This is a genomic window from Streptomyces sp. NBC_01003 (assembly GCF_045162695.1).
Classification (GTDB): Bacteria; Actinomycetota; Actinomycetes; order Streptomycetales; family Streptomycetaceae; genus Streptomyces.
On record NZ_CP108707.1, the window covers coordinates 1,423,251 to 1,445,563 of the forward strand.

Here is a 22,313-nt window from a genome sequence, read left to right on the forward strand (position 1 = left end):
AGCACGAGCATCTCTGCGAGACCGAGGGCGGCTCTGGGTATGCGGCGGCGTGTGGCGGAGCGCGCGAAGAGCACGGGGACTTCCTCGATGTCGAGGGCTCATGCGCGGAGCCCGGTCGCACGGTCTCCCCCGCCGCCCCGACCGGAGCCCGCGAAGGCTGCCAGCAGGTCTTCGGACTCGGGGTCACGCGGACGGTGCGCCTTCCCGGACCGCGTGCGGTCCAGTGGCCGATGCCCCGCCCGTCACCCTCACCGCTGCGCGTCAGCTCCGGATTCGCACCGGATTCCCTGACACATACCTGTCCAAGATCCCGCAATGCGGGGCAGACGGGCATGAGTTCGACTGGCCTTGGAAAGCTACCACGCCGCCCGAAATCAGACGGCGGCCCCTTCTCGGAGGGTGGCCGCGGTGCGGGGCGGGCTCGCGAAGGAACGTCCCGCGTGCGTAGGGTGACCGGTGCAGCTGGTTCGCCCCGTCCGCCAGGCGGGAGCGTCGTAAGAGGGAACCCGGTGGGAATCCGGGACTGCCCCGCAGCGGTGAGCTGGAACGACCGCCGTCACACGCACTGGCCCGATGGATCGGGCTGGGAAGCGACGGCCAGTAGGTGTCCGCCCGGCATCGGGTGGACGTGCCCGCGAGTCCGAAGACCTGCCCGTTGCCCGCGCGTGAACCATTCGCACGCGGATGTCCCGGTGACCTCGTGGGCGGGTCGGCGTACACACCGAACGGGCGCGCGTGCCCTGCCGTACGCGACCGCGCCGTCCGGTCCGTGTCACCCTTCGCGCTCTCGTCCCGTCTCCGGGATCTCAGGGATTCATCTCGCGAAGGAGATCTCCATGACCACCAAGTCCGCAGCCGCGGCAGCACGGGCCACCGTGTACGGCTATCCCCGCCAGGGCCCTGCCCGCGAACTCAAGAAGGCCATCGAGGGCTACTGGAAGGGCCACGTCGGCGCCGACGCCCTCCGCACCACCGCCGCCGGCCTGCGCCGCGCGAACTGGCACGAACTCGCCGACGCGGGCATCGGCGAAGTCCCCACCGGTGACTTCTCGTTCTACGACCACGTCCTGGACGCCACCGTCATGGTCGGCGCCATCCCCGAGCGGCACCGCCCGGCCGTCGAGGCCGACGCGCTGGACGGCTACTTCGCCATGGCGCGGGGCACGCAGGACGTGGCGCCGCTGGAGATGACGAAGTGGTTCGACACCAACTACCACTACCTCGTACCGGAGTTGGGCCCAGAACTGGCGTTCACGGCCGACTCCACGAAGCAGGTCGCCGAGCTCAAGGAGGCCCTCGCCCTCGGTCTGCCGGCCCGGCCCGTGCTCGTCGGCCCGGTCACCTATCTGCTGCTCGCCAAGCCCGCGCCCGGGGTCGCCGCCGACTTCGAGCCGCTGACCCTGCTCGACCGTCTGTTGCCGGTCTACGCCGAAGTCCTCGCCGACCTGCGCGAGGCGGGCGCCGAGTGGGTGCAGCTCGACGAGCCCGCCCTCGTCCAGGACCGCACGCCGGCCGAACTGAACGCCGCCGGGCGCGCCTACCGCGACCTCGGCGCCCTCACCGACCGGCCCAAGATGCTGGTCGCCTCGTACTTCGACCGGCTCGGCGACGCCCTGCCCGTCCTGGCCGGGGCGCCGGTCGAGGGGCTCGCCCTCGACTTCACCGAGGCTGCCGCCGCCAACCTGGACGCCCTTGCCGCCGTCGGCGGACTGCCCGGCAAGCGCCTGGTAGCGGGCGTCGTCAACGGCCGCAACATCTGGGTCGACGACCTGGAGAAGTCGCTGGCCACCCTCGGCACCCTGCTCGGCCTGGCCGACCGGGTCGACGTGGCCGCGTCCTGCTCACTCCTGCACGTCCCCGTCGACGCGGCGCTGGAGCGCGACATCGAGCCGCAGATCCTGCGCTGGCTCGCCTTCGCGCGCCAGAAGACCGCCGAGATCGCCACCCTCGCACGCGGCCTGACGCTGGGCACCCACACGATCTCCGCCCAACTCGCCGCCAACCGCGCCGACCTGGCCTCCCGGACCACCTCCGCCCTCACCCGCGACCCGGCCGTGCGCGCCCGCACCGCGGCGGTCACGGCGGCCCACGCCCGCCGCGCGCAGCCGTACACGGAACGTGCGGCAGCCCAGCGGGGCAGCCTCGGCCTCCCGCTGCTGCCGACGACGACCATCGGCTCGTTCCCGCAGACGGCCGAGCTGCGCACCGCACGGGCCGGGCTGCGCGCCGGGCGGATCGACGACGCCGCGTACGAGGAGCGCGTCAGGGCCGAGATCCAGGAGGTGATCGCCTTCCAGGAGAAGGCCGGCATCGATGTCCTCGTGCACGGCGAGCCCGAACGCAACGACATGGTGCAGTACTTCGCCGAGCAGCTCACCGGGTATCTGGCCACGCAGCACGGCTGGGTGCAGTCCTACGGCACGCGTTATGTCCGTCCGCCGATCCTCGCCGGTGACATCTCCCGCCCCGAGCCGATGACGGTGCGCTGGACGACGTACGCCCAGTCGCTCACGGGCCGCCCGGTCAAGGGCATGCTCACGGGTCCCGTCACCATGCTCGCGTGGTCCTTCGTCCGTGACGACCAGCCGCTCGCCGACACCGCCCGCCAGGTCGCCCTCGCCCTGCGGGACGAGGTCGACGACCTTGAGACGTCCGGGACCTCGGTGATCCAGGTCGACGAGCCCGCCCTGCGCGAGACCCTCCCGCTGCGCGCCGCCGACCACGCCGCCTACCTCGCGTGGGCGACGGAGGCGTTCCGGCTCACCACGAGCGGGGTCCGGCCGGACACCCAGGTCCACACCCACATGTGCTATGCCGAGTTCGGGGACATCGTGCAGGCCATCGACGACCTCGACGCCGACGTGATCAGCCTTGAGGCGGCCCGGTCACACATGCAGGTCGCCCGCGAGCTGGCCGCCCACGGCTACCCGCGCGAGGCCGGACCCGGCGTGTACGACATCCACTCGCCGCGCGTGCCCGGCGCCGACGAGGCAGCGGCCCTGCTGCGCAAGGGGCTTGAGGCGATCCCCGCCGAGCGGCTGTGGGTCAACCCCGACTGCGGGCTGAAGACCCGCGGCTGGCCCGAGACCCGCGCCTCCCTGGAGAACCTGGTCGCGGCGGCCCGTACGGTCCGCGGGGAACTCTCCGCGTCCTGATCCCGGGGTGAGACTGTCCGGGCGGAGGGCATCGTGTCCCGCCCGGACAGCCACGCACAGAGGGACATCCCTCAGCCGCGGTACGTCTCCAGCAGCCTCAGCCACACCTCGCTCACCGTCGGATAGGACGGGACCGCGTGCCACAGGCGGTCGATGGGGACCTCGCCCGCGACCGCGACCGTCGCGGAGTGGACGAGTTCGCCGACGCCCGGGCCGACGAAGGTCACGCCCAGAAGGATCTCGCGGTCCAGGTCGACGATCATGCGGGCCCGGCCGCGGTAGCCGTCGCCGTACAGGCCGGCGCCCGCCACCGAGGCGATGTCGTAGTCGACGGCGCGGACGCGGTGGCCCGCCGCCTCGGCCTCCGCGAGGGTGAGCCCGGCCGAGCCCGCCTCGGGGTCGGTGAAGACGACCTGCGGGACGGCGGAGTGGTCTGCGGTCGCCGCGTGGGCGCCCCAGCGGTCCGTCTCCAGGAGCGGGACGCCTTGGGCGCGGGCCGCGATGGCCGCGCCCGCGATACGGGCCTGGTACTTGCCCTGGTGGGTGAGGAGCGCGCGATGGTTCACATCCCCGACCGCGTACAGCCAGGTGCTGCCCTCGACGCGGAGGCTGTCGTCGACGGGGAGCCACGAGCCGGGTTCGAGGCCGACGGTCTCCAGGCCGATGTCTTCCGTGCGGGGCGCGCGGCCCGTGGCGAAGAGGATCTCGTCGGACTCCAGGGTCGAGCCGTCGTCCAGGGTGGCGACGACGGTGCCGCCCTCCCGGGTGACCCCCTTCACGGAGACGCCGGTCCGCACCTCCGCGCCGGCCTCGACGAGGGCCTGGGCGACCAGCTCGCCGGCGAAGGACTCCATCCGGGGCAGCAGCCCCGATCCCCGTACGAGCATCGTGACCTGCGAGCCGAGGGCCTGCCAGGCCGTGGCCATCTCCGCGGCGACGACTCCGCCGCCCACGACGACGAGGCGGCCGGGCACCTTCTGCGCGCTGGTGGCCTCGCGGCTCGTCCACGGCTCGACGTCGGCCAGGCCGGGGAGGTCGGGGAGCGCGGCGCGCGTGCCCGTGCAGACCGCGACGGCGTGCCGGGCCGTGAGGACGTGCTCGGTGCCGTCGGGTCCGGTGACCGTGACCCGGCGGGGGCCCGCGAGGCGGCCCTGGCCCCGGTAGAGGTCGGCGCCGATGGACTCCAGCCAGCTCACCTGGCCGTCGTCCTTCCAGTGTGAGGTGTATTCGTCACGGCGAGCGAGGACGGCGGGCGCGTCCAGAGGACCCTGCACGGACTCCAGCAGGCCCGGCAGGCGCCTCGCGTCGGCCTGGGCGATGACCGGTCGCAGCAGGGCCTTGCTCGGCATGCACGCCCAGTAGGAGCACTCGCCCCCGACCAGTTCGCTCTCCACCACGGCGGTACTGAGGCCCGCCGCGCGTGCCCGGTCCGCGACGTTCTCCCCGACCGGCCCGGCGCCCAGAACCACCACGTCGTATGTGTTCTCATCCGTCATGGGCCCAGTGTGGTCGCAGGTGTGCGCCGGGGCCACACGGGTACGTGCGCGGAATACGTCCATTACCGGGACCGTTGTGAACAGCGGCTTCAGCACCGCAACCAGGAAGCAGGAAGAGGGCACATCATGAGCAGCACCACCGTGGAGCTCACCAAGGAGAACTTCGACCAGACGGTCACGGACAACGGGTTCGTGCTGATCGACTTCTGGGCGTCGTGGTGCGGGCCGTGCAAGCAGTTCGCGCCCGTCTACGAGAAGGCCGCGGAAGCCAACCCGGACCTGGTCTTCGGGAAGATCGACACGGAGGCGCAGCCGGAGCTCGCGTCCGCCTTCGGTATCCAGTCGATCCCGACGCTGATGATCGTCCGTGACCAGGTCGCCGTGTTCGCCCAGCCGGGGGCGCTTCCGCAGGAGGCCCTGGACGACGTGATCGGCCAGGCCAGGAAGCTGGACATGGACGAGGTGCGCAAGTCGATCGCCGAGCAGCAGGCCAAGGCGGGCGAGGACGGCGCAGGCGGCGCGGACACCGCTCAGGCCTGACGCCACCCCCCATACCGACGGCCGCCGGGCCCGTACTTTCCGTACGGGCCCGGCGGCGTGCGCGGGGTCAGAACGGATAGCCCGCCACGTCGCCGCGGACCGTCGTCCACCGGGTCTCGGTGAACGCCTCGATGTTCGCCTCGCCGCCGAAGCGGGCGCCAGTGCCGGACGCCGCGACCCCGCCGAACGGGGCGACCGCCTCGTCGTTCACCGTCTGGTCGTTGATGTGGACGATGCCGGTGGGGATGCGCTCGGCGAGGTCGAGTCCGCGCGCCGGGTCGCGGGTGACGATGCCGAGGGAGAGGCCGTACGGGCTCGCGGCGGCCAGCGCGGCCGCCTCGTCGGCGTCGGCGAAGGACCGGACGGGTGCCACGGGGCCGAAGACCTCCTCGGCGTATGCGGGCGTGCTGTCGTCCACGCCCGCGAGCACCGTGGGCCGGTAGAAGAGGTCGCGGTGCGTGCCGCCCGCGGCGAGCTTCGCCCCTGTTGCGGTGCTGGCCTCCACCAGGCCGTGGATCCTGGCGAGTTGGGCCGCGTCGATGACGGGGCCGAGGTGGACCTGTTCGCGGTGCGGGTCGCCGACGGCGAGGGAGTCGGCCTTCGCGGCGAGGCGTTCGACGTACTCCTCGTAGAGCGAGGCGTGGACGAGGTGGCGGCCGGTCGTCATGCAGATCTGGCCCTGGTGGAAGAAGGAGCCCCAGGCCGCGGTGGAGATGACGGCATCGAGGTCGGCGTCCGCCAGGACGATCAGGGCGGAGTTGCCGCCGAGTTCCAGGTGAGCGCGCTTGAGGTGGCGCCCCGCGGCCTCGCCGACGGCCCGGCCCGCGCTGGTGGAGCCGGTGAAGGAGATGACGGGGACGTCCGGGTCGGCGACGAGCGCCTGGCCCGCGTCCGCCCCGCCGGGCAGCACGTGGAGGACGTCCTCCGGCAGACCCGCGGCGGCGAGGACGGCCGCCAGGGCGAGACCGCCGCAGACCGCCGTGCGCGGGTCCGGCTTGAGGACGACGGCGTTGCCGAGCGCGAGGGCCGGGGCGACGGAGCGGATGGAGAGGATGAGCGGGGCGTTGAAGGGGGCGATGACGCCGACGACACCGGCCGGGACGCGGCGTGTGTACGAGAGGCGCGGCGCCTCGCTGGGCAGTACGTGGCCGGCGGGCCGGGACGCCAGGGCTGCGGCCTCGTAGCACTCCTGGGCGGCGACGTGCAGCTCGAAGTCGGCCTTGCCCGGGATGGATCCCGACTCGCGCACGAGCCAGGTGCGCAGCTCGTCGGCGTGCTCGGTGAACAGGTCGCCCGCGCGGCGCAGGACGGCGGCGCGCGCGAAGTGGGGCTGCCGGGCCCAGTCGCCCTGGGCCGCTGCGGCGGCCTTCGCCGCGGTGCGGACATCGTCCGGGGAGGCGAGCGTGACGGTGGCGAGGCGCTCGCCCGTGGCGGGCTCCGTGACCGCGTGCTCATCGCCCGACAGCGGGCGGGCCTGCCAGGTCTTCGGGTCGAGCAGGGGCATGCCGGATCTCCGATCGGTCACTGATCTCCGGGGCGGCGCGCGGGACGGTGCGCCGGCCCATGTTGTTGAGCACGCAACATCCTAGTCGCGTGGGCCATGCGAGACCCCGGTCGTCAGGTCGACTGTCTCGCCACGACGCGGGCCCGGAGCATGTCGTGCGACTCGGTGACGGCGCCCGGGTCGCGTACCAGGCGGTCGACGAGCGCGGCGAGCTCCTGCCCGGACGGCAGCTCGATACGGACCGTGCTCAGCCGGGGCCGCAGCAGCCGCCCGAGCATCAGATCATCGGCCCCGATGACAGCTGTCTCCTCCGGAATGCCGACGCCCGCGTCCTGGAGCGCCCGCATCAGGAGCATCGCGTACTCGTCGTTGTACGCGAACACGGCATCGAGCCCCAACTCCCTGATTCTCGGCACCAGTTGGGCCGCCGAATCCTCGTCGTAGGTGAGGGGCAGCTCGACGACCTCGGCGCCGGTACCGAGGACCTCGTTCCGTATGCCGTCCAGGCGCGGCCGCGCGAAGTGGTCGAGGCCGGGCTCCGTCGGCAGTACGACGCCGATGCGGCGCCGACCGCGTTCGACGAGGTGGGCGCCCGCGCTGCGGCCGACCTCACGGTGGTCCATGAGCAGCGCGTGCGCGCCCTCGGCGCGCTCCGGGCCGAGCGTGATGACGGCCCTGGCGCCGGAGCGGCGGAGCACCTCGACGCCCTCGGTGCCCAGGTCGGGCGGTGTGAGCACCGCGACCGGGCGCAGCTCCGCCCAGGCGCGCGCCGCGTCGTCGCCGCGCAGGCTGACGCTGCCGTACTGCACGACCGTGTAGTCGAGGCGGCTCAGCGCCCACTGGAGGTCGTTGAAGAACGTGTTGTAGAGCGGTCCGGCCGGGACGCTCGGGGAGGGCATCAGGACGATGCGGGTGTGCCCGGCGCGCAGGCTGCGGGCCGCCGCGTGCGGCACGTAGCCGAGCTCCTTCGCGGCCTCGTGGACGCGGCGGCGGGTGGGTTCACTGATTCTGACGGCGCTGGTGTTGTTCAGGACGTAGCTGACGGTGGCACGCGAGACCCCGGCGAGCCGGGCGACGTCGGCGCTCGTCGGCGCCGGGCTCGGCGCGGCGGACTCCCGTGATGTGCGGGCGGACTGCGGCTTCGGTATCTGCACCATGACGCACCGCATCTTTCCAGACGGGTGCGGCCGTGTTCCCGGCCGGGCATACCGGTCGGGGCCCACGACCGCTAGCGTGCGTGCACTCAGGCGTTCGAAGTTCCGAAGTTCCGTATTCCGTATGAGGAGGTGTCCGCATGGCGTCCGACCGTGCCGCCGGGCTCGCCGCGACCGCCCGCGCGCTCGCCGAGGGGGACGTGTCGTCGCGCGTCCTCGTCGAGGAGGCCCTGGCGCGCATCGAGGCGACGCAGCCTGCCCTGAACGCGTTCCGCACCGTCCGCGGGGAGGCAGCTCTCGCCGAGGCGGACGCCGCGGACCGCGAACGCGCGGCGGGCGAAGGCGCGTCAGGAGGCAGGCGGCCGCTGCTCGGCGTGCCGCTGGCCGTGAAGGACGACATGGACGTGGCGGGCGAGCCGACCGCGTTCGGCTGCCCCGGCGACTTCCCGCCGAAGACCGAGGACGCGGAGGCCGTACGGCGGCTGCGCGCGGCGGGCGCCATCGTGATCGGCAAGACGAACACGTGTGAGCTCGGGCAGTGGCCCTTCACCGAGGGGCCCGCGTTCGGCGACACCCGCAACCCGTGGAATCACGGGCACACGCCCGGCGGTTCGTCGGGCGGCTCGGCGGCGGCCGTCGCCGCGGGGATCGTGCCGGCCGCGCTCGGCTCGGACGGGGCGGGCAGCATCCGTATCCCCGCCGCGTGGACGCACCTCGTCGGCATCAAGCCGCAGCGCGGCCGGATCTCGACGTGGCCCTGGGCGGAGTCCTTCCACGGGATCACCGTGAACGGCACGCTCGGCAGGACCGTCGAGGACGCGGCGCTGCTCCTGGACGCGGCGAGCGGTCCGCACGACGGCGACCTGCACCGTCCACCGCGGATCAGGGCGGCGCAGGCGGCCCGCGACGAGCCGGGAAAGCTGCGTATCGCACTGTCCCTGCGCATGCCGTTCACCGCAACTCCCAAACGCCTGGACCCCGTTGTGCGGGCCCGGGTGGTCGCGCTCGCGGAGCGGCTCGCCGCGCTCGGGCACGACGTGGAGGAGGCCGACCCGCGCTACGGGCAGATCGGCCTCGCGTTCGTGCCGCGCGCCACCGCGGGTGTCACCGACCGGCTGCGCGACGTTCCCGACCCCGCGCTGCTCGACCCGCGGACCCGGGAGTCCGCCCGGATGGGGCGGGTACTCGGCGGCGCTCCGCTGCGGCTCGCCCGGCGCGCCGAGGCCTCGCTCCAGCGCAGGGTCGGCGCTGTCTTCGACACGTACGACGTGGTCCTCGCGCCGACGACGGCCACTCCCCCGCCCCGCATCGGCGCGATGGCGTCGCTGGGCGGCTGGCGCACCGACCGGGCCATGATCGCGGCGTGCCCGTACGCATGGCCGTGGAACGTCCTCGGCTGGCCCGGCGTGAACGTCCCCGCGGGCTTCACCGGCGACGGGCTGCCCGTCGGCGCACAGCTGCTCGGCCCGGCGAACAGCGAGCCGCGGCTCATCTCGCTCGCGGCCCAACTCGAAGCGGATCAGCGGTGGTTCGAGAAGTGGCCCGAGAACCTCCAGGAGTCGCGCACCGGCTCGTAGAGCGGGTCACGCACCCCGGGAGAGCACCGCCCACAGGCCCGGGTCCTCGAAGTCGAGGGCCCACAGCGCCGTGTTGCGCACCCCGTAGCGGCGCAGCACGGGCAGGTGCGACTCGGTGCCGCGCGCGTCCTGATACCAGACGGTGCGGACGGTGCCGTCCTCCTTGTACGTGAAGTGCGGGGTCTGCGAGGCCGGGTCGAGCCCGTAGGGCGCGCCGACGGCCTCGCGCAGGGCCTCCGCCTCCTTCGAGGTGACGTGCCGGGCGCCCTCGTCGCTGCCCTCGGCCCAGTCCCAGCCGTAGGCGGGCAGGCCCAACTCGATTCTGTCCACGGGGATTTCGGCGGTGGCGCGGCGCAGGATCTCGTCGTACCAGGCGGTGGAGGAGAGTGGGCCCGGGGTGCCCGTGGCGTGGTGCAGGTTGTAGGCCATGATGCGAACGCGGTCGGCCACCTGGCCGAGGCTCCGGTAGTCCCAGATGCGGCCCGTCGTGGTGGTCTTGGGGGTGACGGTGGCGAAGCACACCTTGCCCAGCGCGTGCAGCCCCGAGCACAGGTCACGCACGAGCGCGGTGTAGCCCGCGCCCACGGTGCGGTAGGTGGCGTCACCGGTCGCCGCGACAGTCTCGTAGTCGAGGTCGATCCCGTCGTACGCGCGGCTGCGGACGAGGGCGAGGAGTTCCGTGATGTGTTCGGCGCGGCGGTCCGGGCTGGTGACGATGGCCGCGAGGGCGCCGGGCTCCATCTGTTCCATGACGGTCGGTACGACCTGGATGCCCGCGGCGTGCAGTCCGTCGATGATGCGCCGCTCCCCCGCTCCGGGGTACCCGTCGATGCGGGTCGCGGACTTCGCCTCGTACCAGAAGGGGCTGATGGTGCGGAGTTGGTCCGCGTGGACGAGGGCGTCCTGGTAGGCGCCTTCCTGGTCCCAGTACGGCAGCCAGGCCGAGACGGTGCGGGGCGGGGGCGCGGCGTCGCCCCGGGCGGGGGCGAGGGCGGCTCCGCACAGTGCGAGGACGATGGCACCCGTGAGCGCGAGGAGAGACAGGGGGCCCGGGCGTATGCGACGTACGCGTCGTACGGATCGGCCGGTTATGGGGGTCTTCATGCGCCGAGCCTGTGTCCCACCGGCCGGGCCCGCTCTGCGGGTTGGGCCAGTCAGGCCCTAACGTGACCCGCGTGACTGCCTTCATCGATGACCCGCATGCCCACGAGCACGCCGGCCGTGCCGGCGCCACCGCCACGGTCGAGGCCGCGCCGCGCGAGGTGGGCCGGGTGCGCACCGAGTACGCGCCCGCCCACGACGGCGACCCCGATCCCGGCGAGATCGTCTGGACGTGGGTGCCGTTCGAGGAGAACGACGGCCGCGGCAAGGACCGTCCCGTGCTCGTCGTCGCCAGGGAGGCCGCCGGCACGCTCCTCGCCGTACAGCTGTCGAGCAAGCGGCACGACCACGACAGGGAGTGGGTGCCGATCGGCAGCGGGCCGTGGGACACCGCGGGCCGCGACTCGTGGGTGGCGATCGACCGCGTCCTTCGGGTCCACGAACGGGGCATGCGGCGGGAGGCGTGCGCCCTGGACCGCATGCGGTTCAACCTCGTGGTGCTGCGGCTCAGGGAGCGCTACGGCTGGCGCTGACCGCCGGCGAGGCCGCGAAGGCCCGCTCGAAGGCCGTCCTGGTCCGTGCGTCCGGCGTGCGGTCCAGGACGCCGAACACGATGTGGTCGAAGCGGCCCGCGAACCGGCCGCCCCCGTCGAGGAGCGCCCGGAACGCGTCGGCGACCTGCGCCGGATCGTTCTGGAACACACCGCAGCCCCAGGCGCCGAGCACGAGGCGCCGGTAGCCGTGCGCCGCGGCCGTCTCCAGGACCCGCTCGGCCCGTGCCGCGAGGGCCCCCGCGATCTCGCCTGCCCGCTCCGGGGCGCTGCGGCGTACGACGCCCGCGTTCGGCGCGGGTGAGGTGAGGAAGCCCGCGGCGTACGGCTCGTCGAGCAGCCGTCCGCGGTCGTCGCGGAAGACGGGGACCCCGGGTGAATGGATCACGCGGTCCGTGTAGAACGGATCGCGGTTCTCGCGGTGGTGATCGTAGAAGTCGCGGGCCCGCAGCAGGCACGTGTACAGGGCCGAGGCCCTGCACACGGCTTCCTCCTGGGCCTGTGCGCCGTTGAGATAGCCGCCGCCGGGATTGTGGGCCGAGGCGAAGTTCAGGACGGCGACCGGGTCCTGACCGGCGGTGACCAGGCGGCGCGCGGCCTCCAGGCTGGACTCGCCGGTGACCTCGACGGCCGTATCCGCGGGCCGGCCCGGCTCGGGCACATCGACCGGGGCCGGGCCGTACGTGCGGGTCGCGTCCCGCGCTGCCGCCACCGCGTCCGCGATCGGCACGACCGCGCCGCCCGGCGCCCTGTACCGCCCCGCCGCGACGATCTCCTCCGTCTGCTGCGCGATCCCCCGCAGCCGGGCGCTCACGCCCGCTCCCCCGTGGTCGTCCTCATGAACGCATGATGTGCGCCGGGCGACTCCGCGAGCAACAGATTTTCAGTGTCCGAGGGGCACTCTTGTGCGATTCTCCGTGAGGGTTTTGGGTGGTACGAGCACTGCCCCGGCCCGGCCCATCCCCGTCGAGTCGACGGCACGGCCCCTACCGGGGACGATGAATGCGAACGGATCAGGAGGATCCTGAACATGTCCGAAGGAGACTGTACGGAGCTCGGCACGGCGGCCCTGGTCACCGAGGCCGAGGTCGAGGCGCTGCTCCGCGGGATCTGCTTCAAGACCGGACCACCTCGCACCGTGGGTGTCGAGGTGGAATGGGTCGTCCACGAGCCGCGCAGGCCGCGGCTCCCCCTGGCACCCGAACGGCTCGACGCGGCGTACGCCGCACTGGGCGCCCTGCCCCTCAGCTCGGCGCTCACCGTAGAACCCGGCGGCCAGCTGGAGCTCAGCTCCCTGCCCGCCTCATCGCTCATGGACTGCGTCTCGGCCGTCTCGGCCGATCTGACGGCGGTCCGCACCTCGCTCGCCGCCCGTGGCCTCGCGCTGACCGGCCTCGGCACCGATCCCTGGCGCCCGCCGCGGCGGCTGCTCCACGAGCCGCGCTACGACGCCATGGAGTCCTGGTTCGACCGGACCGGTCCCGCGGGCCGCGCCATGATGTGCTCGTCGGCGTCGGTGCAGGTCTGCCTCGACGCCGGGTACGAGGAGCCGGGACCGCTCGGCCACGGCAGACGCTGGCGGCTCTCGCACCTGCTCGGCGCCGTCCTGGTCTCGGCGTTCGCCAACTCACCGATGCTGCGCGGGCGTCCGACCGGCTGGCGCTCCACCCGCCAGGCGGTGTGGGAGGAGATCGACCCCGGCAGGTCCGGGGCACCGCCCCTCGACGTGGAGCCGCGCGAGGCCTGGGTCCGGCACGTCCTGGACGCGCCGGTGATGTGCGTCCGCAACGACAGCGGGCCGTGGGACGTGCCTGACGGCATGTCCCTGCGGACGTGGCTGCGTACCGGTGGGCCTCGGCCCGCCACGCGCGGTGACGTCGAATACCACCTGTCCACCCTGTTCCCTCCGGTGCGCCCGCGCGGCCACCTCGAACTGCGCATGATCGACGCGCAGCCGGGCGACGACGGCTGGATCGTGCCGCTCGCCGTGACGACCGCGCTGTTCGACGACCCGGAGGCCGCCGAGACCGCGTACCGCACCGTGAAGCCGCTGTCCGAACGGGCGGGCCCGCTGCCCGCGCCGCACAATCAGCTGTGGCGCGACGCGGCGCGGCACGGGCCCTCGGACCCCGAGCTCGCCGAGGCGGCCGTCACGTGCTTCGCGGCGGCGCTCGAGGCGCTGCCGAGGCTCGGCGCGTCACCCAGGGTGCTCGCCGCCGTCTCCGCCTTCATGGACCGCTATGTCGTGCGCGGCCGGTGCCCCGCCGACGACGTGCTCGACCACATCGATGCCCCCGCCCCCGGGAGGACCGTCACCTCATGACCGCACAGACCGAAGAGACCGCCCCGGACCCCGAGGCACTGCGGGAGCGCGCGCGGACCGCGCTGCTCACCGCGCGGGACCGCACGACACTGCTCACGAGCTGCGTCGAGGGGCCCGAACTGACCGCACAGCACTCGCCGTTGATGTCGCCGCTGGTGTGGGACCTGGCGCACATCGGCAACCAGGAGGAGCAGTGGCTCCTGCGCGCGGTCGCGGGCCGCGAGGCGATGCGCCCGGAGATCGACCCGCTGTACGACGCCTTCGAGCACCCGCGCTCCGAGCGGCCCAAGCTGCCGCTGCTCGCACCCGAGGAGGCGCGCGGTTACGCGGCCGAGGTGCGGGGCCGCGCGCTCGACGTCCTGGAGAGCACGCCCTTCCACGGCGCCCGGCTCACCCAGGCGGGTTTCGCCTTCGGGATGATCGCCCAGCACGAACAGCAGCACGACGAGACGATGCTGATCACCCATCAGCTCCGTTCGGGCGCACCGGTGCTGACGGCCCCGGATCCCGACCCCGTCTCCCCGGCGTTCGGTGGACCGTCCGAAGTCCTGGTGCCCGGCGGGCCGTTCACGATGGGGACGAGCGCGGAGCCGTGGTCGCTGGACAACGAGCGGCCCGCGCACGCGCGCCTCGTCCCGCCGTTCCACATCGACACCGCGCCGGTCACGAACGGCGCGTATCTGGCCTTCATGGAGGACGGCGGCTACGACAGCTCCCGCTGGTGGACGCCCGAGGGCTGGGCGCTGGTGCGGGAGAACGGCCTGCGGTCGCCGCTGTTCTGGCGGCGTGAGGATGGACAGTGGCTGCGGCGCCGCTTCGGGGTGACCGAGGTGGTCCCGCCGGACGAGCCCGTCGTGCACGTCAGCTGGTACGAGGCCGACGCGTACGCGCGCTGGGCGGGACGGCGCCTGCCCAGCGAGGCCGAGTGGGAGAAGGCGGCCCGCTTCGATCCCGCGTCCGGGCGGTCGATGCGCTACCCGTGGGGCGACGCGGACCCGACGCCGGAGCGCGCCAACCTCGGCCAGCGCCACCTGCGCCCGGCCCCGGCGGGCAGCTATCCGGCCGGTGAATCCCCGCTGGGCGTACGGCAGTTGATCGGCGACGTGTGGGAGTGGACGTCGAGCGAGTTCCTGCCGTACCCGGGGTTCGTGGCCTTCCCGTACAGGGAGTACTCGGAGGTGTTCTTCGGCCCGGACCACAAGGTGCTGCGCGGCGGCTCGTTCGCCGTGGACGCGGTGGCGTGCCGCGGCACGTTCCGCAACTGGGACTATCCGGTGCGCCGGCAGATCTTCGCAGGCTTCCGCACGGCGCGCGACGGGGAGGGTGCCTGATGTGCCGGCAACTGGCCTATCTGGGCCCTGCGGTGCCGCTCGGCGACGTGCTCGTGACGCCGCCGCACAGCCTGCTGCGCCAGTCCTGGGAACCGCGCCGCCAGCGGCACGGGACCGTGAACGCCGACGGCTTCGGCGTGGGCTGGTACGCGGACGGGGACCCGGTGCCCGGGCGCTACCGCAGGGCCGGGCCGATCTGGGGCGACCAGTCGTTCGCCGACCTCGCGCGGGTCGTGCGCTCGGGGGCCGTGCTCGCCGCGGTCCGCGACGCCACGCTCGGCGGCGCGGACGGCGAGGCAGCGGCGGCGCCGTTCGCGTCCGGTCCGTGGCTGTTCTCCCACAACGGCGCGGTGCGGGGCTGGCCGCGCTCGCTCGCCCCCCTCACCACAGCGGTGCCACCCGTCGACCTGCTGTCCCTGGAGGCCCGCTGCGACTCGGCGTTCGTCTGGGCGCTGCTGCTGCACCGGCTGCGCTCGGGCGACGACCAGGGGCAGGCCCTCGCCGACACCGTCCTCGAAGTCGCCGAGGCCGCCCCCGGATCACGGCTCAACCTCCTCCTCACCGATGGAGAGACGATCACCGCGACCGCCTGGGGCGACAGCCTCTGGTATCTCACCGAACCCGGCCGCGGCACCGTCGTCGCCTCCGAGCCGTACGACGACGATCCGCACTGGCGCGAGGTGCCGGACCGCACCTTGCTCGCCGCGAGCCGCACCGACGTCCTGCTGACCCCGCTCAAGGAGCCCTCCGCGTGAGCCCGTACCAACTGACCCGCACCCTGCCCGAGGACGCCACCGGCGCCGCCCTGCGCGCCGATGTCCTCAGCGGCCTGACCGGCACGCCGAAAACGCTGCCGCCCAAGTGGTTCTACGACGCGCGCGGCAGCGAGCTGTTCGACGAGATCACGACCCTGCCCGAGTACTACCCGACGCGCGCCGAGCGGGAGATCCTGCTGGCCCGCTCCCAGGAGATCGCCGACGCCACCGGCGCCCGCACCCTCGTCGAGCTCGGCTCCGGCTCGTCGGACAAGACCCGCCATCTGCTCGACGACCTGCCGGTCCTGGAGACGTACGTCCCCGTGGACGTCAGCGAGAGCGCGCTGCGGGGCGCCGCCGAGGCGCTCGGCGCCGAGCGGCCCGGGCTGAACATCCACGGGCTGATCGCCGACTTCACGCTCGGACTCACCCTGCCGGACACTCCGGGGCCGCGCCTGGCCGCGTTCCTCGGCGGCACGATCGGCAACCTTCTGCCGGCCGAGCGCGCCGCGTTCCTGACCTCCGTACGCGCCCTGCTGCGGCCCGGCGACATGCTGCTGCTCGGCACGGACCTGGTGAAGGACGAGTCGGTCCTCGTCGCGGCGTACGACGACGCGGCGGGCGTGACGGCCGCGTTCAACAAGAACGTGCTCAACGTCATCAACCGCGACCTGGGCGCCGACTTCGACCCGGGCGCCTTCGAGCACGTCGCCCTGTGGGACGCGGACAACGAGTGGATCGAGATGCGGCTGCGCTCCACGGCCGCGCAGACCGTCAAGATCGCGGCGCTCGGCCTCGCGGTCGACTTCGAGGACGGGGAGGAGATCCGCACGGAGATCTCGGCGAAGTTCCGCGAGGAGGGCGTGCGGGCCGAACTGGCCGGCGCGGGGCTGCGCATGACGCACTGGTGGACGGACGCGCAGAACCGCTTCGCGCTCTCGCTCAGCCTCGTGGACTGACGGCCCCGAACCCAGTAGCAGGCGGCGGGTCACGGTCCGCTGGCGTCCAGCTCCTTGGTGATCCGTCGGGAAGCCGCCCCGGCCTCCTTGGCCGGGTCGGCCCCGGCGAGCACCTTCGACATGTACGCCTTGATCGGGTTGTCGGCCTCGACCCTCGCCCACAGCGGGGACACGGGCGTGGCCCGGCCGCGTGCGGCGCCCGCCGCCATCGCGGCCACGCCCGGCTCAGCGGCGACGGCGTCGCTGAGCGTCGTCTTGTTGGGCACGTAGTTCATGGTCCTGGCCAGGTCCTTCTGCCACTTCTCGCCGGCCAGGGCCTTGACGACCGCGACGGCTCCGTCGCGGTCGTCGGTGTTCTCGGGCACGACCAGGTCGGAGCCGCCGGTGAAGACGGATCCCGGCTTGGCCGCCGTCTTGCCGGGGATCGGGAAGTAGCCCAGCTTTCCCTTGAGTTCGGGGTTCTGCTGCTCGACGGCCTGGGCGACGCCGGGCACGGCGACGATCTGGCCGACATCGCCCTTCGCGAACTCGCCCGACTGCGGAGGGTGTTCCTCGTCGGCGTCCTTGGGCCCGTGGCCGAGCGCCTGGAGCTGCCGGTAGAACTCCATGCCGCGCAGCGCCGCCGGGGTCTGCAGGCTGCCCTCCCAGATGCCGCCGTCCTCCGTCGCGAGGTCGCCGTCCTCGTCCCAGATGAATCCGGAGAGCGTGTACCAGTCCTGGCCGGCCAGGTAGATGCCCTGGTCACCATGGGTGTTGAGACGCCGTGTGTCGTCGAGCCACTCGGCGCGGGTGCGGGGCGGCTGCTTGATGCCCGCCTTGGCGAACAGGTCCTTGTTGTAGATCACCACCCGGTTGGCCGCGTACCAGGGGATGCCGTACTGGCGCGAGTGGAACATGCCGGGATCGGCGAGTCCGGGCAGCCACTCCTCCATGCCGAAGTCGCGTGCGGACTCCAGGCTGAGGTCGAGCAGTCCGCCCTCGTCGACGTACTGGGGCACCTGCGTGTTGCCGACCTCGATGACGTCGGGCGCCGGTCCGTCCGCCGCGTCGCCACTGGCCGTGGCGCCCTTGCCCTGGGTGAGGGCCGCGCTCACCTTCTCGCCGATGCCGGTCCACTCCTGGATACGGATGTCCAGGCGCAGGCCGGGGTTCTTGTCCTCGAAGCTCTTCGTGAACCGCTTGAGGAACGCGTCCGACGCGCTGTCCTTCATCAGCCAGACGGTCACCGTGCGCTCCTCGTCGCCCGCTCCCGGCAGATAGGCGCAGCCCGTGAGCAGCGAGGCGGACACGAGGGCGAGGGGGATCAGGGACGCGGCGGTGCGGCGGTACTTCACGTGGGTCACTTTCTGCCTGCGGACAGGGAGGGGCGGCCCGACGTGGGGGATGAGCGTGACGCTCGCACGGGTGTGGCTGGATTTTGGTATGGACCAATCGAACGGTCAAGGGGGTGGCGGCCGGTAAGTCGAACATCTGCGCTCTCGCTCGCGGTCCACGGTGACCTGAGGCACCGTGGAGGGACGTCCACCGCAAGGGCCGAGGAGGCCTTCATGTCCGATCACACGTACCGGGTCACAGAGATCGTCGGCACCTCCCAGGAGGGAGTCGACCAGGCCATCCGCAACGGTATCGCCCGCGCCTCGCAGACGCTGCGCGGCCTGGACTGGTTCGAGGTGTGCCAGGTACGCGGCCACATCGAGAACGGGCAGATCGAGCACTACCAGGTCGGCCTGAAGGTCGGTTTCCGGCTGGAGGACGAGGCCTGAGCGTGCACGCCGGGGCCACTCGGGTCCGGCTCTGAACCCGCTCGCCCGGTCCGCTCAGGTCCGCCCCTCGCGCTCCTGGGCGTCCTTCAGCGCCTCGGACCCGCTCGCCCAGCGGGCGCGTACGACGGTGAAGCCCGCCCGTTCGGCCTCGTCGCACACGAGCTCGTCGTCGTCGACCAGCATGCGCACCTCGCGGCCGCGGGAGAGCGTGCGCAGCGTCTCCAGTTTGGTGCGGCGCGCGGGCCTGCGGTCGTCGTTGCGGCGCATCCAGACGCGCCCCTCGGGCAGGCCCTGTTCGGCGAGCCAGGCCACGGTGTCGGCGCGGCACCGCTCCGGCCTGCCCGTGAGGTAGACGACCTCGCACTCGCGGGCGCTCTCCAGCGCCAGCTCGACGCCGCGCGCGAGCGGCGGATCTTCGGGCGCGGCCGCGAAGAAGGCCGACCAGTCACGCGGGGTGCGCTCCAGGAAGCGCTGCCGGTGGGCCGTGTCGGCGAGGGTGTTGTCGAGGTCGAACACGGCCAGGGGTCTGGCGAGAGGTCTGCTGTTGTCGATCACACGCCAAGCGTAGGGAATCCTGAAGCGGCACAGACGTTGAACGGTGTGTGAGCTCAGTGATCGCATCCACCCGGTTCTCCGTCCTGGACCGTTCGCGCACCCGTGAGGGGCACGACGGGCCCTCGGCGCTGCGCGACACCGTGCGCTTCGCGCGCGAGCTGGACGCGCTCGGCTATCACCGTGTCTGGGTGTCGGAGCACCACGGGGTGCCGGGCGTCGCGGGGTCCGCGCCGACCGTGCTCGCCGCGGCGGTCGCGGCCGCCACCCGCACGATCCGGGTCGGCACCGGCGGCGTGATGCTGCCCAACCATCAACCCCTGGTGGTGGCCGAGCAGTTCGGGGTCCTGGAGTCACTGTTCCCCGGGCGGATCGACATGGGTCTGGGCCGTTCGGTGGGCTTCACGGGCGGGGTACGCAAGGCGCTCGGGCGGGACAAGGACGATGCCGACGACTTCGCGGCGCAGCTCGCCGAACTGCTCGACTTCTTCCGGGGGACCTCCGCGACCGGGGTACGCGCACGCCCCTCGGACGGGCTGACCGTCCCGCCGTTCGTGCTCGCCATGGGCGAGGGCGCGACGATCGCCGCCGAGGCCGGACTCCCGATGGTGATCGGCGACCTCAGGAACCGCGAGAAGATGCTGCGCGGAATCGACCAGTACCGCGCCACGTTCCGGCCGTCCGCGTGGGCGAGCGAGCCGTACGTCGTCGTCTCGGGGACGATCGCGGTCGCCGGGAGTCCACAGGCGGCCCACCGCCTGCTGATCCCGGAGGCCTGGTCGATGGCGTACTCCCGCACCCACGGCACGTTCCCGCCGCTGCCGCCCGCCGAGCGCGTGGAGGCGCTGACGATGACGGCGAAGGAGCGGGACTTCTACGAGTCCGGGCTGCGCGGCCACATCGCGGGCACCGAGGACCAGGTCGCGGACGAGCTGGAGACCCTGATCAAGGAGAGCGGCGCGCAGGAGGTCCTGGTCACGACCAGCTCGTACGACCGCGAGGGCCTCCTGGAGTCCTACCGCGGGCTCGCCCGGGTCGCGGGGCTGCGCCGGGCCTAGAATCGTGGGGTTTGCCCCCCGCGTGACAGCGCATCCAGCCGCCCTACGGAGCCCGCCCCATGCACGAGCCCGACCACGATCCGTTCGTCCGTGTGCGGGGTGCCCGTGAGCACAATCTGCGGGGCGTCGACGTGGACATCCCGCGCGACGTGCTCGCCGTCTTCACGGGGGTCTCCGGCTCCGGGAAGTCCTCGCTCGCCTTCGGCACGATCTACGCCGAGGCGCAGCGCCGCTACTTCGAGTCCGTGGCCCCGTACGCGCGCCGCCTCATCCACCAGGTCGGTGCGCCCAAGGTCGGCGAGATCACCGGGCTTCCGCCGGCCGTCTCGCTCCAGCAGCGCCGCTCCTCCCCCACGTCCCGGTCCTCCGTCGGCACGGTGACGACGCTCTCCAACTCGCTGCGCATGCTGTTCTCGCGCGCGGGCGACTACCCGCCCGGCGCGGAGCGGCTCGACTCCGACGCCTTCTCGCCGAACACGGCGGCCGGGGCGTGCCCCGCATGCCACGGGCTCGGCGTGGTGCACCGCACGACGGAGGCGCTCCTCGTGCCCGACCCGTCCCTGTCCCTCCGCGAGGGCGCGATCGCCGCGTGGCCGGGTGCCTGGCAGGGCAAGAACCTGCGCGACGTCCTGGACGCGCTCGGGTACGACGTCGACCGGCCCTGGCGTGAACTGCCGCAGGAAGAACGCGACTGGATCCTGTTCACGGACGACCAACCCGTCGTCACCGTGCACCCCGTGCGGGACGCGGGCCGGATCCAACGCCCGTACCAGGGCACGTACATGAGCGCGAACCGCTACGTGCTCAAGACGTTCGCGGACTCCAAGAGCCAGACGCTGCGGACGAAGGCCGAGCGGTTCCTCGACAGCGCGCCGTGTCCGGTGTGCGGCGGGGCGCGGCTGCGGGCCGAGTCGCTCGCGGTGACGTTCGGCGGACGGACGATCGCGGATCTCGCGCATCTGCCGCTCGCGGACCTGGCGAAGATCCTCGACGCCCCCGGCGACGCCTCGGAGACGGCTCGGGTCCTCACCGGCGACCTGCTGGCCCGGATCGCCACCGTCGCCGAGCTCGGCCTGGGCTACCTCAGCCTGGACCGCGCCACGCCCACACTGTCCGCCGGTGAGCTCCAACGCCTGCGCCTGGCAACACAGTTGCGCTCCGGACTCTTCGGGGTGGTCTACGTGCTCGACGAGCCGTCGGCGGGCCTGCACCCGGCCGACACGGAGTCGCTCCTCACCGTCCTCGACCGGCTGAAGGCGGCCGGCAACTCGGTGTTCGTCGTCGAGCACCACATGGATGTCGTCCGCAAGGCCGACTGGCTCGTCGACGTCGGCCCGCTCGCGGGCGAGCACGGCGGCCGCGTCCTGCACAGCGGTCCCGTCGCGGATCTGGCGTCGGTCGCGGACTCGGCGACGGCCCGCTTCCTGTTCGGCCGCGAGCACGTGCCCGTGCGCAGGGTGCGGGAGCCGCGCAGCTGGCTGAGGGTCGGCCCGGTGACCAGGCACAATCTGCGCGATGTGTCGGTGGACGTACCGCTGTCCACGTTCACGGCCGTCACCGGCGTCTCCGGGTCCGGGAAGTCCACGCTCATCGGCTCGATCACTGAGGAACTGGAGGGCGTGGGCCGCCTCGTGGTCGTCGACCAGAAGCCGATCGGGCGCACCCCGCGCTCCAACCTGGCCACGTACACGGGCCTGTTCGACGTCGTACGGAAGGTGTTCGCGGCCACCGACGAGGCGAAGGCGCGCAAGTACGGCGTGGGGCGCTTCTCGTTCAACGTGGCCGGCGGCCGGTGCGAGACCTGCCAGGGCGAGGGCTTCGTCAGCGTCGAGCTCCTCTTCCTGCCGAGCACGTACGCGCCCTGCCCGGACTGCGGCGGCGCGCGCTACAACGCCGAGACGCTGGAAGTCACCTACCGGGGGCGGACCATCGCCGAGGTCCTCGATCTGACGGTGGAGAGCGCGGCGGAGTTCTTCGCGGACACGCCGGCCGTGGCGCGCAGCCTCGGCACGCTGCTCGACGTGGGGCTCGGCTATCTGCGGCTCGGGCAGCCCGCCACCGAGCTGTCCGGCGGGGAGGCCCAACGCATCAAGCTGGCGAGCGAGTTGCAGCGCGGGCGGCGCGGTCCCACGTTGTATCTGCTCGACGAGCCGACGACCGGTCTCCATCCGGCCGATGTCGAGGTTCTGATGCGGCAGTTGCACGGGCTCGTCGACGCCGGGCACACCGTGGTCGTCGTCGAGCACGACATGGCGGTGGTCGCGGGCTCGGACTGGGTGGTCGACCTGGGGCCGGGCGGCGGCGACGCGGGCGGTCGGATCGTCGCCGCGGGGCCGCCGACGGAGGTGGCGCGGGCGAGCGGGAGCACTACGGCTCCATATCTCGCCCGTGCCTTTCCGCCGGGCGCTCTGCCGGAAGCGCGGTCATGAACCTGCGGGCCGTACGTGGCTGGTCGCGCCCACGCGGCGGAGCCGTATACCGGCACAGCCCCGCG

Annotated in this window: 18 protein-coding genes and 2 riboswitches; of the genes, 11 read left to right on the top strand and 7 right to left on the bottom strand. The window is 72.9% G+C overall.

Translation table 11 applies throughout. The features are described 5' to 3' along the window. Nucleotides 1-144: 144 nt before the first annotated feature. Nucleotides 145-343: riboswitch (cobalamin riboswitch) on the bottom strand. 152 nt (nt 344-495) lie between these two features. After that, a riboswitch (cobalamin riboswitch) is annotated at nt 496-650 on the top strand. Between the two features lie 186 nt (nt 651-836). After that, nucleotides 837-3,155, top strand: a complete 2,319-nt coding sequence (gene metE, locus OG698_RS06665) for a 5-methyltetrahydropteroyltriglutamate--homocysteine S-methyltransferase (protein ID WP_406102029.1) — start codon at nt 837-839, stop codon at nt 3,153-3,155. A gap of 71 nt (nt 3,156-3,226) precedes the next feature. Here metE and OG698_RS06670 read toward each other — a convergent pair whose 3' ends face one another. Then, a complete protein-coding gene (locus OG698_RS06670) occupies nt 3,227-4,651 on the bottom strand; it encodes a dihydrolipoyl dehydrogenase family protein (protein ID WP_406102030.1) in 1,425 nt (474 codons plus the stop codon). Between the two features lie 126 nt (nt 4,652-4,777). Here OG698_RS06670 and trxA point away from each other — a divergent pair, with 126 nt between their 5' ends. Then, a complete protein-coding gene (trxA, locus tag OG698_RS06675) occupies nt 4,778-5,191 on the top strand; it encodes a thioredoxin (protein ID WP_406102031.1) in 414 nt (137 codons plus the stop codon). Between the two features lie 67 nt (nt 5,192-5,258). On the opposite strand, the gene OG698_RS06680 is transcribed toward trxA, so the two are convergent. Both OG698_RS06680 and OG698_RS06685 read right to left on the bottom strand, forming a co-directional pair. Continuing rightward, complete coding sequence (locus OG698_RS06680) at nt 5,259-6,695, bottom strand: benzaldehyde dehydrogenase (protein WP_406102032.1); 1,437 nt, start codon at nt 6,693-6,695, stop codon at nt 5,259-5,261. A gap of 113 nt (nt 6,696-6,808) precedes the next feature. Next, nucleotides 6,809-7,852 (bottom strand): LacI family DNA-binding transcriptional regulator, encoded by a 1,044-nt coding sequence (locus tag OG698_RS06685; RefSeq protein ID WP_406102033.1) that lies wholly within the window; start codon nt 7,850-7,852, stop codon nt 6,809-6,811. 137 nt (nt 7,853-7,989) lie between these two features. Between OG698_RS06685 and OG698_RS06690 the strand changes: the two genes are divergently transcribed. Further along, a complete protein-coding gene (locus OG698_RS06690) occupies nt 7,990-9,426 on the top strand; it encodes an amidase (protein WP_406102034.1) in 1,437 nt (478 codons plus the stop codon). 6 nt (nt 9,427-9,432) lie between these two features. On the opposite strand, the gene OG698_RS06695 is transcribed toward OG698_RS06690, so the two are convergent. Further along, nucleotides 9,433-10,530, bottom strand: coding sequence for a glycosyl hydrolase family 18 protein (locus tag OG698_RS06695; protein ID WP_406102036.1), 1,098 nt, complete (start codon nt 10,528-10,530; stop codon nt 9,433-9,435). 71 nt (nt 10,531-10,601) lie between these two features. On the opposite strand from OG698_RS06695, the gene OG698_RS06700 reads away from it, so the two are divergent. Further along, nucleotides 10,602-11,060, top strand: coding sequence for a type II toxin-antitoxin system PemK/MazF family toxin (locus OG698_RS06700; protein ID WP_406102037.1), 459 nt, complete (start codon nt 10,602-10,604; stop codon nt 11,058-11,060). Here the strand turns inward: OG698_RS06700 and OG698_RS06705 are convergent. Beyond that, nucleotides 11,035-11,892 (bottom strand): TIGR02452 family protein, encoded by an 858-nt coding sequence (locus tag OG698_RS06705; RefSeq protein WP_406102038.1) that lies wholly within the window; start codon nt 11,890-11,892, stop codon nt 11,035-11,037. The two genes, OG698_RS06700 and OG698_RS06705, sit on opposite strands and share 26 nt — an antisense overlap. Before the next feature lie 216 nt (nt 11,893-12,108). On the opposite strand from OG698_RS06705, the gene egtA reads away from it, so the two are divergent. Genes egtA through egtD form a run of 4 tightly spaced genes read left to right on the top strand, consistent with a single transcriptional unit; the run spans nt 12,109 to nt 16,446 of the window. Beyond that, on the top strand, nt 12,109-13,401 hold the full coding sequence (gene egtA, locus OG698_RS06710; protein ID WP_406102040.1) for an ergothioneine biosynthesis glutamate--cysteine ligase EgtA: 1,293 nt from the start codon (nt 12,109-12,111) through the stop codon (nt 13,399-13,401). Further along, entirely contained in the window at nt 13,398-14,732 is a 1,335-nt protein-coding gene (gene egtB / locus OG698_RS06715) for an ergothioneine biosynthesis protein EgtB (protein ID WP_406102041.1), read from the top strand. The genes egtA and egtB overlap by 4 nt, the downstream gene beginning before the upstream one ends. Then, nucleotides 14,732-15,487: an ergothioneine biosynthesis protein EgtC gene (egtC, locus tag OG698_RS06720; protein WP_406102042.1), complete on the top strand. Its 756-nt coding sequence runs from the start codon at nt 14,732-14,734 to the stop codon at nt 15,485-15,487. The genes egtB and egtC overlap by 1 nt, the downstream gene beginning before the upstream one ends. Beyond that, on the top strand, nt 15,484-16,446 hold the full coding sequence (gene egtD, locus OG698_RS06725; protein WP_406102043.1) for an L-histidine N(alpha)-methyltransferase: 963 nt from the start codon (nt 15,484-15,486) through the stop codon (nt 16,444-16,446). Before egtC ends, egtD begins: the two co-directional genes overlap by 4 nt. A gap of 29 nt (nt 16,447-16,475) precedes the next feature. Here egtD and OG698_RS06730 read toward each other — a convergent pair whose 3' ends face one another. Beyond that, nucleotides 16,476-17,780, bottom strand: a complete 1,305-nt coding sequence (locus OG698_RS06730) for an extracellular solute-binding protein (RefSeq protein WP_406102044.1) — start codon at nt 17,778-17,780, stop codon at nt 16,476-16,478. 213 nt (nt 17,781-17,993) lie between these two features. On the opposite strand from OG698_RS06730, the gene OG698_RS06735 reads away from it, so the two are divergent. Continuing rightward, entirely contained in the window at nt 17,994-18,209 is a 216-nt protein-coding gene (locus OG698_RS06735; RefSeq protein WP_227298938.1) for a dodecin, read from the top strand. A 54-nt stretch (nt 18,210-18,263) separates the two neighbouring features. Here OG698_RS06735 and OG698_RS06740 read toward each other — a convergent pair whose 3' ends face one another. Next, the gene (locus OG698_RS06740; RefSeq protein WP_406102045.1) at nt 18,264-18,764 is read right to left on the bottom strand and encodes a hypothetical protein; all 501 of its coding nucleotides are present in this window, start codon (nt 18,762-18,764) and stop codon (nt 18,264-18,266) included. 47 nt (nt 18,765-18,811) lie between these two features. Here OG698_RS06740 and OG698_RS06745 point away from each other — a divergent pair, with 47 nt between their 5' ends. Both OG698_RS06745 and OG698_RS06750 read left to right on the top strand, forming a co-directional pair. Continuing rightward, entirely contained in the window at nt 18,812-19,819 is a 1,008-nt protein-coding gene (locus OG698_RS06745; protein ID WP_406102046.1) for an MsnO8 family LLM class oxidoreductase, read from the top strand. Nucleotides 19,820-19,878: 59 nt separating this feature from the next. After that, entirely contained in the window at nt 19,879-22,248 is a 2,370-nt protein-coding gene (locus tag OG698_RS06750) for an ATP-binding cassette domain-containing protein (protein ID WP_406102047.1), read from the top strand. The last annotated feature ends 65 nt before the right edge of the window (nt 22,249-22,313 follow it).

Excerpts from the sequence above, each read along its gene's own strand:
- OG698_RS06680 (WP_406102032.1), bottom strand. The coding sequence starts at position 6,695 with ATGCCCCTGCTCGACCCGAAGACCTGGCAGGCCCGCCCGCTGTCGGGC.
- OG698_RS06690 (WP_406102034.1), top strand. The coding sequence starts at position 7,990 with ATGGCGTCCGACCGTGCCGCCGGGCTCGCCGCGACCGCCCGCGCGCTC.
- egtB (WP_406102041.1), top strand. The coding sequence starts at position 13,398 with ATGACCGCACAGACCGAAGAGACCGCCCCGGACCCCGAGGCACTGCGG.
- egtC (WP_406102042.1), top strand. The coding sequence starts at position 14,732 with ATGTGCCGGCAACTGGCCTATCTGGGCCCTGCGGTGCCGCTCGGCGAC.
- OG698_RS06670 (WP_406102030.1), bottom strand. The coding sequence starts at position 4,651 with ATGACGGATGAGAACACATACGACGTGGTGGTTCTGGGCGCCGGGCCG.
- egtA (WP_406102040.1), top strand. The coding sequence starts at position 12,109 with ATGTCCGAAGGAGACTGTACGGAGCTCGGCACGGCGGCCCTGGTCACC.
- OG698_RS06695 (WP_406102036.1), bottom strand. The coding sequence starts at position 10,530 with ATGAAGACCCCCATAACCGGCCGATCCGTACGACGCGTACGTCGCATA.
- OG698_RS06685 (WP_406102033.1), bottom strand. The coding sequence starts at position 7,852 with ATGGTGCAGATACCGAAGCCGCAGTCCGCCCGCACATCACGGGAGTCC.
- OG698_RS06750 (WP_406102047.1), top strand. The coding sequence starts at position 19,879 with ATGCACGAGCCCGACCACGATCCGTTCGTCCGTGTGCGGGGTGCCCGT.
- metE (WP_406102029.1), top strand. The coding sequence starts at position 837 with ATGACCACCAAGTCCGCAGCCGCGGCAGCACGGGCCACCGTGTACGGC.
- OG698_RS06735 (WP_227298938.1), top strand. The coding sequence starts at position 17,994 with ATGTCCGATCACACGTACCGGGTCACAGAGATCGTCGGCACCTCCCAG.
- trxA (WP_406102031.1), top strand. The coding sequence starts at position 4,778 with ATGAGCAGCACCACCGTGGAGCTCACCAAGGAGAACTTCGACCAGACG.